This window comes from Massilia phyllostachyos (assembly GCF_021044825.1).
GTDB classification, from domain to species: Bacteria; Pseudomonadota; Gammaproteobacteria; order Burkholderiales; family Burkholderiaceae_D; genus Telluria; species Telluria phyllostachyos.
Map to the genome: position 1 here is coordinate 73,232 of NZ_JAJNOC010000002.1, position 17,522 is coordinate 90,753.

Annotated in this window: 16 protein-coding genes; 6 read left to right on the top strand and 10 right to left on the bottom strand. The window is 67.0% G+C overall.

Annotation, left to right across the window (positions count from 1 at the left end; all coding sequences use genetic code 11):
• The first annotated feature begins 134 nt into the window (after nt 1–134).
• The 5 genes from hemC to ppa all read left to right on the top strand — a co-directional run bounded on the left by hemC (nt 135) and on the right by ppa (nt 5,008).
• Nucleotides 135–1,076: a hydroxymethylbilane synthase gene (gene hemC / locus LQ564_RS07345; RefSeq protein ID WP_231058120.1), complete on the top strand. Its 942-nt coding sequence runs from the start codon at nt 135–137 to the stop codon at nt 1,074–1,076.
• The gene (locus tag LQ564_RS07350; RefSeq protein ID WP_231057464.1) at nt 1,069–1,842 is read left to right on the top strand and encodes a uroporphyrinogen-III synthase; all 774 of its coding nucleotides are present in this window, start codon (nt 1,069–1,071) and stop codon (nt 1,840–1,842) included. The genes hemC and LQ564_RS07350 overlap by 8 nt, the downstream gene beginning before the upstream one ends.
• Nucleotides 1,839–2,963, top strand: a complete 1,125-nt coding sequence (locus LQ564_RS07355; RefSeq protein ID WP_231057465.1) for a uroporphyrinogen-III C-methyltransferase — start codon at nt 1,839–1,841, stop codon at nt 2,961–2,963. The genes LQ564_RS07350 and LQ564_RS07355 overlap by 4 nt, the downstream gene beginning before the upstream one ends.
• 3 nt (nt 2,964–2,966) lie before the next feature.
• Nucleotides 2,967–4,163, top strand: a complete 1,197-nt coding sequence (locus LQ564_RS07360) for a heme biosynthesis protein HemY (protein WP_269143476.1) — start codon at nt 2,967–2,969, stop codon at nt 4,161–4,163.
• A gap of 308 nt (nt 4,164–4,471) precedes the next feature.
• Complete coding sequence (gene ppa / locus LQ564_RS07365) at nt 4,472–5,008, top strand: inorganic diphosphatase (protein ID WP_231057466.1); 537 nt, start codon at nt 4,472–4,474, stop codon at nt 5,006–5,008.
• Nucleotides 5,009–5,092: 84 nt separating this feature from the next.
• On the opposite strand, the gene LQ564_RS07370 is transcribed toward ppa, so the two are convergent.
• From LQ564_RS07370 to LQ564_RS07415, 10 genes are all read right to left on the bottom strand, one after another.
• The gene (locus LQ564_RS07370; protein WP_231057467.1) at nt 5,093–6,538 is read right to left on the bottom strand and encodes a PA domain-containing protein; all 1,446 of its coding nucleotides are present in this window, start codon (nt 6,536–6,538) and stop codon (nt 5,093–5,095) included.
• A complete protein-coding gene (locus tag LQ564_RS07375) occupies nt 6,525–6,974 on the bottom strand; it encodes a post-PEP-CTERM-1 domain-containing protein (protein WP_231057468.1) in 450 nt (149 codons plus the stop codon). Before LQ564_RS07375 ends, LQ564_RS07370 begins: the two co-directional genes overlap by 14 nt.
• Nucleotides 6,975–7,157: 183 nt before the next feature.
• On the bottom strand, nt 7,158–7,850 hold the full coding sequence (locus LQ564_RS07380; RefSeq protein ID WP_231057469.1) for a choice-of-anchor J family PEP-CTERM protein: 693 nt from the start codon (nt 7,848–7,850) through the stop codon (nt 7,158–7,160).
• Nucleotides 7,851–8,197: 347 nt separating this feature from the next.
• Nucleotides 8,198–9,283 carry a branched-chain amino acid ABC transporter permease gene (locus LQ564_RS07385; RefSeq protein ID WP_231057470.1) on the bottom strand — a complete coding sequence of 362 codons (1,086 nt, stop codon included), beginning with the start codon at nt 9,281–9,283 and terminating at the stop codon, nt 8,198–8,200.
• Between the two features lie 5 nt (nt 9,284–9,288).
• Entirely contained in the window at nt 9,289–10,311 is a 1,023-nt protein-coding gene (locus LQ564_RS07390) for a branched-chain amino acid ABC transporter permease (protein WP_231057471.1), read from the bottom strand.
• Between the two features lie 7 nt (nt 10,312–10,318).
• Nucleotides 10,319–11,065: an ABC transporter ATP-binding protein gene (locus LQ564_RS07395; protein ID WP_231057472.1), complete on the bottom strand. Its 747-nt coding sequence runs from the start codon at nt 11,063–11,065 to the stop codon at nt 10,319–10,321.
• Entirely contained in the window at nt 11,037–11,816 is a 780-nt protein-coding gene (locus LQ564_RS07400; protein ID WP_231057473.1) for an ABC transporter ATP-binding protein, read from the bottom strand. Before LQ564_RS07400 ends, LQ564_RS07395 begins: the two co-directional genes overlap by 29 nt.
• Nucleotide 11,817: 1 nt before the next feature.
• Nucleotides 11,818–13,020: a substrate-binding domain-containing protein gene (locus LQ564_RS07405; protein ID WP_231057474.1), complete on the bottom strand. Its 1,203-nt coding sequence runs from the start codon at nt 13,018–13,020 to the stop codon at nt 11,818–11,820.
• 25 nt (nt 13,021–13,045) lie between these two features.
• On the bottom strand, nt 13,046–13,942 hold the full coding sequence (locus tag LQ564_RS07410; protein WP_231057475.1) for an alpha/beta fold hydrolase: 897 nt from the start codon (nt 13,940–13,942) through the stop codon (nt 13,046–13,048).
• A 126-nt stretch (nt 13,943–14,068) separates the two neighbouring features.
• On the bottom strand, nt 14,069–16,357 hold the full coding sequence (locus LQ564_RS07415; protein WP_231057476.1) for a TonB-dependent receptor: 2,289 nt from the start codon (nt 16,355–16,357) through the stop codon (nt 14,069–14,071).
• A gap of 271 nt (nt 16,358–16,628) precedes the next feature.
• Here LQ564_RS07415 and LQ564_RS07420 point away from each other — a divergent pair, with 271 nt between their 5' ends.
• Complete coding sequence (locus LQ564_RS07420) at nt 16,629–17,522, top strand: LysR family transcriptional regulator (RefSeq protein ID WP_231057477.1); 894 nt, start codon at nt 16,629–16,631, stop codon at nt 17,520–17,522.

A 17,522-nucleotide genomic window follows, 5' to 3' on the forward strand; every position in this document is an offset into this window, starting at 1 on the left:
TATGCAAGGGCCGTTTACCGCCATCGTCCTGGTAGGGCCCGACGACAGTGAAAGAATACGTGTTGAAAGCAAATGAAACGGCGCCGCAGGCGCCAGCGAAGCTGATTATCGCATCCCGCGAGAGCCGCCTGGCCATGTGGCAGGCGGAGCACGTGCGCGCGCGTCTCGCCGCATTATATCCGCAGTGCTCCGTCGAGATTCTCGGCATGACGACGCGCGGCGACCAGATCCTCGACCGCACCCTCTCTAAAGTAGGCGGCAAGGGGCTGTTCGTGAAGGAACTCGAGGTCGCCATGGCCGAGGGCCGCGCCGACCTGGCCGTGCACTCGCTCAAGGACGTGCCGATGGAACTGCCCGAAGGCTTCGAGCTGGCCGCGGTGCTCGAGCGCGAAGACCCGCGCGACGCCTTCGTCTCCAACGATTACGCCAGCCTGGCCGAACTGCCGCCGGGCGCCATCGTCGGCACCAGCAGCCTGCGCCGCCAGTCGCTGATAGCGGCGCGCTACCCGCAGCTGGTCATCAAGCCGCTGCGCGGCAACCTCGACACCCGTCTCGGCAAGCTCGACCGCGGCGAGTACGCGGCCATCATCCTGGCCGCGGCCGGCTTGATCCGCCTCGGCCTGCCCGAGCGCATCCGCGCACTGCTCGAACCCGAGGACAGCCTGCCGGCCGCCGGCCAGGGTGCGATGGCGATCGAGATCGTGCGCGGCGAGCGCAGCGACGGCGTCGACCTGAAAGCCTTGCTGGCCCCGCTGAACCACGACGCCACCGCGCGCGCCGTGACGGCCGAGCGCAAGGTGTCGAAGATCTTCGGTGGCAGCTGCCAGATCCCGCTGGCGGCCTTCGCCACCGTCGAGGGCACGACCATGCGCCTGCGCGCCATGGTGGCCACGCCCGACGGCCTGCGCAGCGCGCATGGCGAAGTCGCCGGTTCCTGGGACTACCCCGACTTCCTCGGCGAGCAGGTCTCGATCCTGCTCGACAGCCAGGACGCGCACGGCATCCTGGAAGCCTGCCGCCAGGAAGCGGCCGCCGCCGACCCCGCGGCCGCGGCCAATGCCAGCCAGGATGCCTGAGCGGACGGTCGTCGTCACCCGGCCGCGCGCCCAGGCTGACAGCCTGGCGCGGGCCATTGCCGCCCTCGGACGCCGGGTGGCCGTGCTGCCGCTGCTCGAGATCGCGCCGCTGGACGACAACAGCGGCTTGCAGGCGGCCCTGCGGCAATTGCCCTCGTATGCGCTGGTCGCCTTCGTCTCGCCGAATGCGGTCGATGCGGCGTTCGCCCATCTGTCCGCCTGGCCGGCCGGGGTGCCGGTCGCCGTGGTGGGCGAGGGCAGCCGCCTCGCCCTGGCGCGCCATGGCGTCACCCCGGACATTACGACCATCCATTGCCCGCCGGACCCGGCGAACAGCGATTCCGAACACCTGCTGGCCAGCCTGGACCTGGCCGCCCTCGCCGGCAAGCGGGTGCTGATCGTGCGCGGCGAGCGCGGGCGTGAACTGATGGCCGATACCCTGCGCGCGGCCGGGGCGCTGGTCGAGCCGGTCGCCGCCTACCGCCGCAGCGTCCCCCGGCTGAACGCCGCGCTCGCCAGCCAGCTGGCCGGCTTGCTGGCGGGGCAAAACGACTGGATAATCACGAGCTCGGAAGCTTTACGCGGGCTGGAGGCCTTGGTGCGGGAGCTCGATCCGGCCGCGGGGCCGGAGCGCCTGCGCGAGCAGCACCTGATCGTTCCCCACGCGCGCATCGCCGAGACGGCGCGCGCCCTCGGATGCAGCCGGATCACGCTCACGGGTTCCGGCGACGCTAGATTACTTGCCGCGATACAATCACAAGAATGAACGAATTGCCGAACAATCCAGACCAGACCCCTTCGACCGGCGTGGCCCTGCAAAAAGTGGCGCCGCAGCGCACCGGCGGCCTGCTGCAAGCCCTGCAGCGTCCCCTGCCGCTGGCGGTGACCGTGCTCGCCGTGCTGCTGGCGGTGCAGACCGTGTCTTCGCACAGCCGCATCAATACCCTGCGGCGCGACATGGCGCAAAGCCTGCAGAAGGGCAATGCCGTCAACGCCGAGACCGCCGCGCTGGCGCGCGAGGTGTCGGACACGGCCAAGGAGCTGCAGGTCAAGGTCGGCGTGCTGGAAAGCCGCCAGGCCGAGGCCCAGACCCAGCAGCTGGCGCTGGAACAGCTCTACCAGGACCTGTCCAAGAACCGCGACGAGTGGGCGCTGAGCGAGGTCGAGCAGGTGCTGAGCACCGCCAGCCAGCAACTCCAATTGGCCGGCAACGTGCAGGGCGCCCTGATCGCGCTGCAGAATGCCGACCGCTCGCTGGGCCGCTCCGACAAGCCGCAATTCCTCAACATCCGCCGCGCGATCGGCGCCGACATCGAGCGCCTGAAGGCGATGCCGGCGGTCGACCTGGCCGGGGTCGCGCTGCGCCTGGACAATGTGATCGCCCAGGTGGACACGCTGCCGATGCTGTCGGACGAAAAACCGCTGCTGCCGGTGGCGCCGGTGCGCGAGACGCGCCGGCAAGCCGGCAAGGGCGGCGCGGCCGCGCCGGCGCCCGAGTCGCTGGGCCTGGGACAGCGCATGGTCCAGACCTGGCGCAACTGGAGCCAGGAAATGTGGGACGACCTGCGCCAGCTGGTGCGGGTGCGCAGCGTCGAGACGCCGGAAGCGCTGCTGCTGTCGCCGACCGAATCGTTCTTCGTGCGCGAAAACCTCAAGCTGCGCCTGCTGAACGCGCGCCTGGCGCTGCTGTCGCGTAACGAGGCGGCTTTCCGCGATGATCTCGCCAGCGCGCAAGAGATTCTGCTCAAATACTTCGATACGCGTGCCCGCGCCACCCAGTCGGCCCAATCGGGGCTGCGCCAGGTGCAGGCGAACAACCTGAACATCGAGATGCCGACCCTGGCCGAGAGCCTGAACGCGGTGCGCAACTACAAGGCGAAGGGGTAAGCGATGCGGCTTCTTCTCTGGCTGGTTGCGCTGATGGCCGCGGCCATCGGCATCGCCGTGACGGCGCGCTTCAACCCGGGCAATGTGGTGCTGTCCTATCCGCCTTACCGGGTCGACATGTCGCTGAACCTGTTCGTGGTGCTGATGGCGCTGCTGTTCGCCGTCATCTACGTGCTGGTGCGCACCGTGAAGTCGACGATGCGCATGCCGGAACGGGTGGCGGCCTACCGCCAGCGCAAGCGCGAGCGCGAAGGCAACAAGGGGCTGCGCGATGCACTGAAGGCGCTGTTCGAAGGCCGCTTCGGGCATGCCGAGAAGGCCGCGATGCGCGCCGCCGAGCTGCCCGAGAACGCGGGCCTGGCCGCCCTGATCGGCGCGCGCGCCGCCCACCGCATGCGCGAGCCCGCCCGGCGCGACGCCTGGCTGGCCGGCATCGTCCACGACAATGCGCTCAAGACGGCGCGCCTGATGACGGTCACGGAATTGCTGGTCGACGACCACCAGCCGGAAGCGGCGCTGGAAGCCGTGGCCGAGCTCAACGCCAGCGGCCAGCGCCACATCCACGCCCTGCAATGGTCGATGAAGGCCAACCAGCAGGCGCGCAACTGGCCGGAAGTGCTGCGCCTGGTGCGCATCCTGGACAAACGCAAGGCCCTGCATCCGGCGCTGTCGGCGCGCCTGCGTGAAATGTCCTATGAAGCGCTGCTGGGCGAAGAGGGGCATGACGCGGAGTCGATCCGCCGCGTGTGGGCCGGCGTGCCGCCGGCGGACCGCACGGTGCCCTTCATCGCGGCGCGGGCGGCGAATGCCTTCAATGCCTGCGGCCTGCACGACGAGGCGCGCGTGATCGCCGAGGAGGCGCTCAAGGCCAACTGGGACGATTGCGTGGTGCGCGCGTATCGGGAGGCGGCCGGTCCGTCGGGCTCGCCGTCGCTGCTGGCCCAGATCGAGCATTGCGAGACCTGGCTCAAGGAACGTCCGCTGGATGCCGAGCTGGCGCTGACCCTGGGTTCGCTGTGCCTGAAACAGAAACTGTGGGGCAAGGCACAGCGTTACCTGGAGCAGGCGCTGTCGGATGCGACCGAGGCATCGATGGTGCGCGAGGCGCACCTGAAGCTGGCGCAGATGCACGAGGCGCTGGGGCAGGAGCAGGAAGCGGCGAATCATTATCGGCAGTGTGCGCTGGCCAGCATCCTGTGAGCTGACTCGACAGTGTCTTAGGGTGGACGGCTTCACCCCGCGATGTGATCCGCCTGCGCGGTGACTGCCGTCCGCGCGTTCAAGCGGCGGGGGCGTCGTCTGCCATCCGCAACATCGGGTTCTGTATCGTTGGCGTCGGTAAGATCGCTGCTGAACATTGGTGAATTGGACGCGTGGGCGGAGGACCGCCCACCCTACGGACCCGACTGCCTTCTTCTCACACCGTTGCCCCTGCTGCGCCGCACAGGGCCGGTGCGTTTCGTTATAATGACAAACTTTATTGAAACTTCAGCAACCAAGGAAACTCCATGAGCCTGAATAACGTCCCATCCGGCAAAGACGTGCCGAACGACTTCAACGTCATCATCGAGATCCCGATGAATTCCGACCCGATCAAGTACGAGGTCGACAAGGACAGCGGCGCGATCTTCGTGGATCGCTTCATGGGTACCGCCATGCACTATCCGTGCAACTACGGCTACGTGCCGCAGACCATCGCCGACGACGGCGACCCGTGCGACGTGCTGGTCATCACCCCGTTCCCGCTGCCGCCGGGCGTGGTCGTCCGTTGCCGCGCGCTGGGCGTGCTGAACATGACCGATGACGGCGGCGGCGACGCCAAGGTCATCGCGGTGCCGGTCGAGAAGGTGCTGCCGATGTACAAGAAAATCCAGTCGCTGGACGACGTCGAAGAACTGGCCCTGAAGCAGATCCAGCACTTCTTCGAGCACTACAAGGATCTCGAGCCGGGCAAGTGGGTCAAGATCGAAGGCTGGGCCGACAAGGCCGCCGCCCAGGCGGAAATCACCAAGGGCGTGGCGGCATTCAAGGCCAAGGGCGAGTAATTTCGTTCTGGCGTGTCCGGAAAGGCCGGCGTCCCGTGAGGGGGCGCCGGCTTTTTTACGTTCAGGGACAGGCCCCGATGTCGCTCACCAGCCGATGTCGCGCAGCAGCGGGAAGGTGAGGTCGCGCGGCGGCTTCACGACGTGCAGCAGGTCGTCGTTGATCGACGGTTCCATCAACTGGTTCGGCTTGGCCTCGGTGGTGTAGTGCGACACAGTGGAGCCCGGCACGTAGATGCTCGGCGTGTACATCAGGATGCGGCGCTGGGCGTCGGCGCCGGCCAGTTGCCGCAGGTCGAGCCCGAGGCTGGCGATGACGCCGGAACTGGTGCGCGAGCGCCGCTGGAGAGCGGCCTTGATCGCGTTGCCGTCGGCCAGGGTGATGCGCACCACCGGGATGGCGATGCCGGGATCGGTCCCGCTCAGGCCGACCACGTCGCCGGGCACATTGTCCACCACCACCATGCCGATCGCCCCGGCCGCCTGCACGTTGGCCGCCTTGACCGTGAAGTCGCAGCTGCCGCGGTCCACCAGGGCGATGTTGTTGCGCACGGCGAGGGCGTTGACGGCGCTGAGCGTGGTGCAGGCCAGGCCGGCGCCGTTGCCCTGGTCGACCACCGGCATCAGCTGGCCGCTGACCGCGCGCTTGACCAGCGGCGCGCCGAAGGTGGCGTCACCGACGTGGTAGTCGCCGGCGGCGGCGTTCGCATTCGCGCCGCTGATATTCAGGTTGGAGCGCGGCCCCAGCACCTTGGGCACGGCGGCGGTCACGATGGGGCCGTTCCAGGACAGGCCGCGCCAGGCCACGGCCGATGCGGCGCGCTGGGCGTCGGTCAGGTTGACCCAGGCCGTGTTGTTGCGGTTATCCACCAGGTAGTAATCCCAGATCGAGGGGATGCCGAAGAACAGCTCGCCTCTGAAGTCGTCGGTGAAGGTCTGGAAGCCGAGGCCGTGCGCCATCTCGTGCAGCAGCACGGTCACCAGGTCGATCTGGCCGCCGTGGCGGTTGTCCAGACCCAGGTAGAAGGGGGAGCCCGGCAGGCAATCGGGGAACAGGCCCAGGCGCGAGTTGAAGCGCGCGATGATGTGCGGATCGGTCGCGGCGGTCAGGTCGGTATTCGCCAGCTTGCTCGCCAGCGCCGACGGATACCAGGTGTTGGTGCGCGGCGCGTTCGGGAAGTCGGACCAGATCTCGTAGGCGCCGGCCGAGCCGAGCACGGCGCCGCTGGCGTTGCAGGACAGCGGCACGAAGGAAGCGCCGATGCGGATCGTCACCGTGCTGGTGAGGGTGGCGCCCCAGATGTTGGCGGCGTGCTGGAAGGCGTTCAGGCGCTGCTGGCCCAGGGTGGTGCCGCGGTTGCCGCCCACCGGCGTGGCCGGGGTCGGGTCGTTGAAGCCTTCGCCCGGCGCGTTCTGGTTGACGATGACGATGGTGGCGGCGGCCTGGGCGGCGCCGCTGCCGGCCATGCCGAACCCGGCGAAGGCGAGCGCGAAGGCCGCGGCCACGCGGCGGAAGGGCTTAGCGGCTTTCATGGCGATGCTCCTCTGGCTTGCCGGCACGGGCGGGCTGGTCGATGGCGTTCTCGGCGGCATGCACGCCGTGCACGCACTGGTCGCTGAGCTTGCCGTCGGGGCCGCGGGTGACGACCGAGTACACCAGGTGGCGGTCGCCCAGCTGCACCGAGCGACGGCCGCCGGGGCCGGTGACCATCTTCGCCTGGCCCGGTGCGCGGGCAGCGCCCGGCGTACGCGGCTGCAGCGCGCGCATCTCGGCCGGGGTGGGGGTGCGCAGCTGGCCGGTCTGGGCGTCGCGCACGACGACCATTCCCTGGTCCGGCTCGGACTGGGGAGCCGCTTCTTGCGTGGCCTGCTGTGCGGGCTGCGGGACCTCTTGATCAGCCTGCTGTGCGGCGGCCGGCAGACACAGCACGGCGAGCGGCAGCAGGAACATCGGTGTACGGATGGGCATGGCTTTCTCCTGACGATACGTAAAGAGGCGCGGGAAACATGCGCGGTAAACAGACGCGTTGAGCAGGCGCGTTAGGCAGGCACGTCAAGCAGACGCAGGGACGCGCGCCCGGTCGAACTGTGGCGGCGTACGAACGCCCGATGACGCCGCGCAGCCGCGCTACTGCGCGCGGTCGCGTGTGCGCTAGCGGGTAGCGTTCTGGGCCGTGTCCTTGGCCGGACCACGGCGCAGGCGCCGCGCGCTTGCACCCAGCACGCCGAGCCCGCCCAGCAGCATCAGGTAGCTGGTCGGTTCCGGCACGGCGGTGACGACCCGCACGCTGTCGAGGCCGACGTAGTCGAGCGTGGCGGCGTCGCCCAGGTAGCGGAAAGCGAAACGGCCTTCTCCTTCGACCGTCAGATTCGCGCTCCATTGCTGCCATTGGCTTGGAAATGCCGCTTCGCCGCCGATAGTGAGCAGCAGGACGTCGAAGTCTTCCGCGGTGGAACCGCTGCCGGAGGCGAAGCGCACTTCGAGCAGGTCGGAAAAGCCGGCCGTTCCCTCGCTCCTGGCCCAGAACGACAGGGTGCTGATGCCCGACAGCGCCAGGGTCGGCGTAATCAGCCAGTTGTCGACCACGCCCATGCCGTTGGCGGCGCCGAGGTAGTTGGCGGCGGCATAGGAATTGCCCGGGCCGCGCTGGGCGCCGAAGACGTCCGTGTAGCCCTGGAACCAGCCGGTGCCCGGCGGCATGCTGTTGTTGAGCTGGGACCAGCCCGAGAGCTTGGAGACGTCGCCGAAGCCTTCGTTCAGGACTTCGACGGCATGGCTGGACAGCGGCGCCCAGGCGGCGCAAGCCAGCAGAACCGCAACGGTAAGCCGGGTGAGTCGTTTCATGATGAGCCTTTCATGCTGAGCCAGATGAATGGTGGATGGACGGCGGCCCGCGCTGGCTGACATCGAGACCTTTGTTGTCTTTATGGTATGAGTAAGCGAACTGGCAATATTGACGTGTATTCAATGCGGGCGGATGAAGGCTCGGGTCGGCTCAAGGGTGGGGTGGGAACTCAAATGAAAACGGCCTCCGCAGGGGAGGCCGTGGGGTACTGCTGGAAAAATCAGGCTCCGGCCTGCGCCGGAGCGACGTTGGTTGCGTGCGCGATGACGATGATGCCGACAACTTCGTTGCCTTCAAAACCGTCGCCCCGGCGCAGGCCGGGGACCAAGGTTGGTATGAGCAGCCGCTACGTCCGCTTCTGCCGCGCCATGAGATTACGCAGCCTGAGCTTCCCAACAATCCCAATGGGGAAGAAATAAATCGACAGAATGAACAGCACCCCCAGCCACAGCATCCACCGATCCGGATGCAGCATCGCCGCCAGCAGCGGCACGCCTTCGAGTGCGCTCGACCCCACGCCCATCAGCTCCTTCAAATAGTTCTGCGCAATGATGAACAGCGCCGCGCCGATCACCGCGCCGTACATCGTCCCCATGCCGCCGATGACGACGATCAGGAGGATGTCCGTCATGACTTCGAACCCGAGCGAGGTCTTCGGCCCGACGTAGCGCAGCCACAGCGCCATCAGCGCGCCGGCCAGGGCCGCGACCAGGGCGGCCAGGCAGTTGGCCCAGATCCGGTACACCATGGTGCGGTAGCCCAGCGCCTCGGCGCGGAACTCGTTTTCGCGCACCGCCTGCAGCACGCGGCCGAAGGGCGAATTCACGAGGCGCAGCAGGAACAGGAACAACACGAGGCAGCCGAAGAACACCAGGTAATAGCTGAGCAGCTTGCCGTCGATCGAACGCCCGAAGACTTCGTTTTCCATCAGGGTGAAGCCGGGCGTCAGCACTTCCGGCACGCTGAAGGTGATGCCGTCCTCGCCGCCGGTGAAGTCGGACAATTGCGAAGCCAGCACCGCGAACGACGAGGCCACGGCCAGGGTGATCATGGCGTAAAAGATGGCGCGCACGCGCAGGGCGAACAGGCCGACCACCAGGGCCAGCGCCAGCGCCACCAGCAGGGCGATGCCCAGACCCACCAGCGCCGCGCCCCAGGTTGGCTCGTCGACGCGCGACAGGCCGATCCCGATGCCGTAGGCGCCGATGCCGTAGAACATGGTATGGGCGAACGACACGATGCCGGTATAGCCCAGCAGCAGGTCGTAGGACGCCACCAGCACGATGTAGACGCAGATCGTGGCCGCCGTGTTGAGCGGACGCGCGCCGCTGGTGAGGAAGGGCGCGAAGGCCAGGCCGAACAGGATCAGCAGCAGGACAAGGCTCAGGGCACGGCTGCGCGGCAGGTCGCCGGAAAGGAGAAGGTAGCGCATCGGATTCAACCTCGCATCTTCGAATACAGGCCGGCGGGGCGCCACAGCAGGATCGCGATCATCAAAATGATGTTCGAGACCAGCGCGACCTTCGGGGCCAGGAAGCCGGCATAGTTGGCGACCAGGGCCATCAGCAGGGCGCCGATGAAGCAGCCGCCCACCGAGCCCAGGCCGCCGATGATGATGACGATGAAGATCATCACCATGATCTCGCCGCCCATCGCCGCGTTCAGGGTTTCCTTGTACAGGCCCCACAGCACGCCGCCCAGGCCGGCCAGCGCCGAGCCGGCCGCGAACACGGTCACGAACAGGCGCTTGATGCGGTAGCCGAGCGCTTCGACCATCTCGCCGTTCTCGACGCCGGCGCGGATCAGGAGGCCGATCTTGGTGCGGTTCAGGGTCAGGAACATGCCGACGAACACCAGCAAGCCCACCACCACCGCGACCAGGCGATATTTCTCGATCGCCGCGTCACCCAGGAAGATGGCCCCGCGCAGGGCGGTCGGCAGCGGCAGGGCGATGGTCTCGGCGCCCCAGATCACGTGGATCAGTTGTTCGGCGACGATCATGCCGCCCATGGTGATCAGGATCTGCTTCAGATGCTGGCCGTAGACCGGCATGATGATCACGCGCTCGAAGGCCCAGCCGATGATGGCGGTGACGAGCATGGCGACCGTCACGGCCAGCGCCAGCACGCCCAGGTTCAGCAGCAGCGAGTCGACTTCGAGCCAGCCGCGCATCGGGATCAGCACCGTGGTGGCGGCGAAGGCCCCGACCGACACGAAGGCGCCGTGGCCGAAGTTCAGCACGCTCATCAGCCCGAAGACGAGGGTCAGGCCGCTCGCCATGATGAAGATCATCATCCCCATCGCCAGGCCGGCGACGGTGAGGGTGACCCAGGTGGGGAAGTCGCCGACCAGCGGCAGTACGGCCAGCATCAGGACCGGCACCAGCAGCAGCGGCGCGATGTCGCGCTTGGCCTTCGGCAGCGGCGTGTCCTTGGCGGCAAGGGGTAAGGTTGCGCTCATCGTGTTCCTATTGGTGAGAGTCGAGCGAGAGCCCGAGCAGGCGTTGCTGCAGTTCCTCGTCATTGGCCAGCGCCGGCATCGAGCCGGCGTGCACGACGCGGCCGTCGTCCATCACGCCCACGGTGTCGCCGAGCGTGCGTACGAAGTTGAAGTTCTGCTCGACCAGCAGGATGGTCGTATTCGTGTCCTTCAGCTCGCGGAAGGCCGCCATCAGGCTGCCCACGATGGCGGGCGCCAGGCCTTTGGTCGGTTCGTCGACCAGCAAGAGTTTGCGCGGCTCGACGATCGCGCGGGCGATGGCCACCATCTGCTTCTGGCCGCCGGACAGGTTACCGGCCGGGTAGTTCCAGAATTTCTTCAGGGCCGGGAAGAAGCCGCAGATCCAGTCCACGCGCGCCTCGTCCAGGGCGCCCTTGCGTGCGGCCAGATAGAGATTTTCGCGCACCGTCAGGTCCGAGAACACCGCCATGCTTTCCGGGACATAGGCGATGCCGAGGCGGGCGATGTCGGGCGTGGACATCCTGGTGATGTCGCGGCCGTCGAACACGATGGATCCGGCGCTGGCCTTCCATAGCCCCATGATGGTGCGCAGGGTCGTGGTCTTGCCGGCGCCGTTGCGGCCCAGCAGGATCGACATGCCGCCGCGCGGCACGGTCAGGTCCACGCCCTGCAGGATGTGGTACTGGCCGATGTGGGTGTGCACGCCGGACAGGGTGAGCAGCGGCTCAGGCGACTGCGGTTTCAGGTGTTCCAAGATAAGCTTCCTGTACGATCTTCGATTGCATCACTTCCGCCGGCTTGCCGTCCGCGACCAGGGTGCCGTTGTGCAGCACGATGATGCGGTCGGCCAGGGCGCGCACCACGTCCATCTTGTGCTCGACCAGCAGCACGGTCTTGTTGCGCTCCGCCTTCACTGCCTGGATCAGGTCCAGCACCACCGGCACTTCGTCGACGCTCATGCCGGCCGTCGGTTCGTCGAACATCATGACTTCGGGTTCGAGCGCCAGCAGGATCGCCACTTCCAGCTTGCGCTGGTCGCCGTGCGACAGGGTCGCCACATAGGCATCGCGGCGCGCCGCCAGCGCCACCCGTTCCAGGTAATGCTCGGCGCGCGCGATCAGTTCCTTGTGGCTCGACCAGATCGAAAAGAAATTCAGGCCCATGCCGGCGCGGCTCTGTACCGCCAGGCGCACGTTCTCGATCACCGTCAGGTTCGGGAACAGGTTGGTCAGCTGGAAGGCGCGCCCGATGCCGAGACGGGTACGGCGCGCGGCGCCGGCCCTGGTCACGTCCTGGCCGTGCACGAAGACGCTGCCCGAGGTCGCCGGCAGCTGGCCCGAGATCAGGTTGAAGTAGGTGGTCTTGCCGGCGCCGTTGGGGCCGACGATGACGGTCAGGGTGCCGGGATAAAAGTCCGCCGTCACCCCGTTCACCGCGACGTGGCCGCCGAAGCGGATGGTCAGGTCGCGGGTGGACAGGGAGGGCTGGGTGCCTGGAGCCGTCATGTCAGCGCTTGTTCTTCACCGGCAGCGGCATTTCGCTCGCCGGGATTTCACGGACCAGTTCCAGCAGGTCCCACTCGCTCTTCTGGTCCTTCTTGATGCGGAAGTGGTACATCGGCTGGATCGCCTGGTGGTCTTCCTTGCGGAAGCTCATGGTGCCCTTCGGCGTCTCGAAGCTCATGCCTTCCATGGCCGCGACCATCTCGTCGCCGTTCTTCGCGTTCGGCGCTTTGCTCAAGGCCGAGACCACGGCGCTGGCCGCCGCCATGCCGCCGGCGGTGAACATATCGGGCGGCATCTTGTAGCGCTTGGTGTGCTCGGCGACGAACCAGTCGTTCATCTTGTTCTTCGGGAAGCCGTGGTAGTAGTAGACCGTGCCTTCGGTGCCGGCATAGCTCTTCCAGGTCTTCATCACCGGCAGGATGTTGCCGCCCGGGGCCAGGGCGATGCCATAGCGTTCCGGCTTCATGTCGGCGATCTTGTTCAGCGGGTTCGGGCCGGCCCAGACGATGGCCAGCACGCGCGGCTGGGGTTTATCCTTCAGGGCGTTGAACAGGCGCTGGGTCGGGGCGGTGAAGTCGGCGGTGGCGGCCGGCGCGTATTCCTCGTGGATGGTCGCGGCCTTGCTGCCGGTCGCTTTCAGGGCGTCCTTGCCGGCCTCGATGGCGTCGCGGCCGAAGGCGTTGTCCTGGGCCAGGAAGCCGATGCTGCCGCTTTTCAGGGTGCTGGCCGCGGCCAGCGCGTCCTGCATCGAGCTGCGCGCGGTGCGGAAGATGTACTTGTTCCACTTTTCCTGGGTGATGGCGTCGGCCACGGCCGGTTCCACGATCAGGACCTTCTTGTATTCCTTCGCCACCGGCAGCATGGCGATCGCCGAGCCGGACGAGGTGGTGCCGACCGCGATGTCGACCTTGTCGTCGCCATAGGCTTCGGCCAGCAGGGTGCGACCGAGATCTGGCTTGCTTTGATCGTCCTTGACGATCACCTTGATCTTGCGGCCATTGATGGCCATCGTGCCCTTGGTGAGGTACTCGAGGCCCATCATGAACCCTAGCTCGGTTTCCTTGGCATAGGCTTCGAGCGGGCCGGTCTTGCCGGCGATGAGGGCGATCTTGATGTCCTTGCCCTGGGCGAAGACGCTTGGCGCGGCGCTGGCGGCAAAGGCGGCCAGCATGGCGACGGACAGGGGTTTGAGCAGGTGTTTCATGGAGTCTCCTTGTTCTTGCGTGTTCTCACGGCACCCGGGCCAGAAAGGCGCGGATCGCATCCAGTGCCGCCGGCTCGGTGAGCATGGGGGCGTGGCCGACCTCGGGTACTTCGGCATACTGCATTTCCGGCGCCGCCTTGCGCATCCAGTTGGCCTGGTCGAGTTCGACCAGGTCGGACAGCGCACCGCGTACCAGGAGGGTAGGGCGGCGCCGCGCCAGGCGGCGGAAGGCCATGCGCGCCGCCATCGAGGTCGGACGGAGTTTACCGGTCTGGATCGCGGTGGCGATATGCGGATCGTAACGCAGCGCCAGCTGTCCGTCATCCTTCTGTTCGAATGCGCGGCGCGCCCACTTGTCCCACTCGGCGTCGGAATTGGCGGGGAAGGCGCAGGCATTGATGTCGCGCACGTAGTCGGCGGCGTCGTTCCAGGACGCGACCGTGTTGCAGCGGCCCGCGTAGCCGGCGATGCGCTGCAGGCCGCGTACCGACAGGGTCGGACCGACGTCGTTCAGGACGGCGGCGGCGATCAGGTCGAGCCGGCGCGCCGCCAGGGTCATGGTGATCAGGCCGCCCATCGAGGTGCCGACGAAGACGGCGCGGGCCAGGCCCAGCTGCTCCATCAGCCTGACGATGTCGGAAGAATAGACCACCGGGTTGTAGTTGGCCGGATTCGGGTCGTGCGCCGAGTGGCCGCGGCCGCGCACGTCGACCGCGATCACGCGGCGTCCCATGGCGGCAAGTATCGGGGCGAGTTCGTCGAAGTCGGCGGAGTTGCGTGTCAGGCCGTGGATGCAGATCACGGGCAGGCGCGCCGGGGCGCCGTCCGGGGCCGCCGCAGTGGCCGCAGTGGCAGCATAATCCCGCGCGTACAGCGCCAGCCCGTCGCCGCTGGTGTAACTGATTGGTGTGAAGGTGGACACGCTGGCTGATCCTGTGTTTCGTTGCTTGTCTGGCGTATTGCCATTTCATGAGACCGCACCGTCCCCGGCCGGCGCTGTCGAAAGCGCCAGCCAGCGGGGTGCGGGTACTGCGGGGAAGCCTGAAGCTTAGAAGCGGTACTCTAGCGTCGCCGACCACTGGCGCGGGTTGCCGTAGAAGGCGGTCAGGGTGCCTTCGTTGCCCAGGGTCGGGAACAGGTAGCCGCCGGTCTTGTAATGCTTGTCGCTCAGGTTCTTGCCATGGATGCCGGCGCGGATCTTGCCATCGGTGCGGGTCCAGACGATGCTGGCGTCATACAGCTTGTACGATTCCTGGTCCAGCAGCGAGGCGGTCTCGAACTGGGCGGTCGCGCCCTTGTAGGAGGCGCTGCCGATCAGGGACAGCTTGCCGGTGCGGCCCGCGATCGGCATCGGAATATCGTAGTTGAAGCGCAGGTTGGCCGAGTTCTTCGGGGTGTTCTGGAAGGTGCGCTGCGCCGCCACGTTGACGCCGGCCGAGATGTATTCCTTGTATTCGGCGTCGATGTAGCTGTACATGCCCGCGATCATGAAGTTCGGGGTGATGTTGGCGATGGCTTCCAGTTCGGCGCCCTTGATCTTGGCCTTGCCCGCATTGGTCGTCACGCCGGCGAAGCTGTCGTCGCGGCCATCGCCGTTGGTGTCGATCGCCACCGAACCCGGGATCTGCACGTCCTGGTAGTCGCTGTAGAACACGGCGGCGTTGGTGGTGATGCGGCCGCCGTTGAAGGCCGATTTCAGGCCCAGTTCATAAGTCTCGATCGTCTCGGGCGCATAGCCGGCGCGCGCCGTCGCCAGCGGGATGCGGGTGCCGACCACATTCAGGCGCGGATCGAAGCCGCCGCCCTTGAAGCCTTCCGAGTAGGACGCGTAGACGTTGTGATCCGCATTCATCTTGTAGCTCAGGGCCACGCGCGGGGTGAATTTCTTGTCCTTGCGGTGCAGCACGCCGCCACGCAGGTCGGTGTCGGTACGGAACAGGATGGCGCCCGCATTGCCCAGGCCCGGCGAGCCCTTGTCGCCCAGGTAGATCTGGCGCAGCACTTCGGCGTCGCGTTCGTCGACCGTGTAGCGGCCGCCCAGCGAAACGCTGAAGGCGTCGGTCACGTTGTAGCTGCCGTCGGCGTAGACCGCCCAGGCCTTGGTGTCGATGTCGCCGCTGGTGAAGGTCGACGTCGGGACCGCGCCACCGAGGATGGTATCGAACTTGTTGAAGGCGTTGGCGTCGATGTAGTAGATGCCGGCTACGCCGGCAAGCCTGTCGCCGGTGTAGGTCAGGTTGAATTCCTGGCTGAACTGCTCATTGGTGTACAGGGCCGGCACTTCCATGTCGACCACCGCCAGCGAGTCGAAGTCGATCGGTGCATAGGACTTGTCCTTGCGCGAGGCGGTGATCGACTTGAAGGTCCAGGCGTCGTTCAGGGTGTACTCGACGGTCGCCGAAACGCCGTGCGCCTTGACTTCCTGGTCCTTCCCGATCGCCTTCATCAGGTTCGCGCGGGTGTCGAAGACGTTGCTCAGGATCGGCGCGCCGCTGGTGCGGCCGACGATCAGGCGGTGGCCGTTCTTCGGACTGGAATCGTCCTGGGTGACGTCGCCGGCGATGCGGATGAACAGGTCCTGGGTCGGGGTGAATTCGGCCGACAGGCGCGCCGCGGTGACATCCTTGTCGTAGTTCTCGCCGCCGGTGGTCAGGTTCTTGCCGAAGCCGTCGCGCTTGAAGCGCGCGAAGGTGCCGCCGATGCGGGCGGTGTCGCTGACCGGGGTGCTGACGGTGGCGACGATTTCCTTCTGGCCGTACTGGCCGACGGTGGCGCGCAGGCGGGCGTCGGTCTGCGGGGCCAGCTTGCGGGTCACGTACTTGACCGCGCCGCCGATGGTGTTGCGTCCGTACAGCGTTCCCTGCGGGCCGCGCAGCACCTCGATGCGTTCGACGTCGTAGATGTCGGCCACCGCCGCCTGCGGGCGGGCCAGGTAGATGTCGTCGATGTAGATGCCGACGCCCGACTCGAAGCCGGCCAGCGGGTCGGCCTGGCCGACGCCGCGGATGAAGGCGGTCAGGGTCGAGTTGGTGGCGCGCGAGGCCTTCAGGGTGGTGTTCGGCAGGGCGGTTGCGAGGGCGGTGATGTCCGGCGTCGCGACTTTCGAGAGCTGGTCGGCGCTGAAGGCGGTGACCGACACCGGCACGTCCTGCAGGGTCTCTTCGCGGCGGCGGGCCGTCACCACCACCTTGTTCACGCCTTCTTCGGCATTTGCCACCGGCGGGGCGCCGGTCGCTTCCTGTGCATACGCGGTGTTCCCCGTCGACAGCACCAGGAGGGCCACGGCGGATTGAATGGCGGGGTTCAGCAGCTTCATTTTGTTCTTGGTCAGACGCATCGATGTCTCCTAATTATTTGATAGCGGCACGCGTTCAGGATGTCGCATGGTCGGCAGTGTGCACCGCTCCGGTCTGCTTCGATAGTCAACAATCGCCCACCCGGTGTGCAAAAATGCACAGCCTCCCCGCAGCAGTGGCGTGCATGTCTTGACTAGGGAGGAATCGAGGCGTGCACCTTTTGTGCGCTGCAATATGGAAATTGTCCGAAGCGATTGCAGGAGGAATGTGCACTGGTGCACAATATGAGCCTTGATAGAGAACAGACAAGCCATGAACACGCTGCCCGAGTGGACCGACCTGCGTTTCTTCCTCGAGCTGGCCCGCGCCGGCACCCTGTCCGGGGCCTCGCGCCGGCTGGAAGTCGAGCACACGACCGTGGCCCGGCGCATCGACCGTTTGGAGGCGCAGCTCGGCTCGACGCTGTTCGACCGCTCGCGCGAAGGCTACGAGCTGACCGAGGTCGGCCAGGCCCTGCTGCCGCACGCCGAGGCGATGGAGGGCGCGGCGCTGGCGGCGGCCGAACAGATCGGCGGGGCGGAGGTGGCGGCGCACGGCGTGGTGCGCCTGGGCGTGCCCGAGGTGTTCGGGGTGAGGGTGGTGGCGCCCTTGCTGGCCAAGCTGCTGGAGCAGCATCCGGACCTGTCGATCGACCTGCTGAACCTGCCGCGTTTCGCCAACCTGGCCAACCGCGAGGCCGATCTCGGCGTGATGCTCGATCCGCCGACCACCGGACGCTACATGGTGGCGCGGCTGGCGTCGTTCCACTTCTACCTGTACGCCTCGCCGTCGTACCTCGCGCGCCATCCGCCGATCCGCACCCAGGCCGACCTGGCGCGCCACGACTTCGTCGACTACGTGCAGGACCGGCTGGCCAGCCGCGAGCTGTCCTACCTGAACGAGCTCGGGTTCACGCCGCGGCGGCGCATCTGCTGTTCGGGCATGACCGGGCAGCTGGAGGCGACCTCGCTCGGCATGGGCTTGATGATGGCGCCGCCGTATGCGGTGCCGAACGATGGGCGGCTGGTGCGGGTGCTGCCGGGGTTCCAGGCCGAGCGCTCGTTCTGGCTGGCGGCGCCGACGGATTTGTACCGGTTACGGAGGGTGAAGGTGGTGTGGAATCTGCTGCGCGAATGCGCCGAAGGGCATCCCGACCTCTTCGTGTAG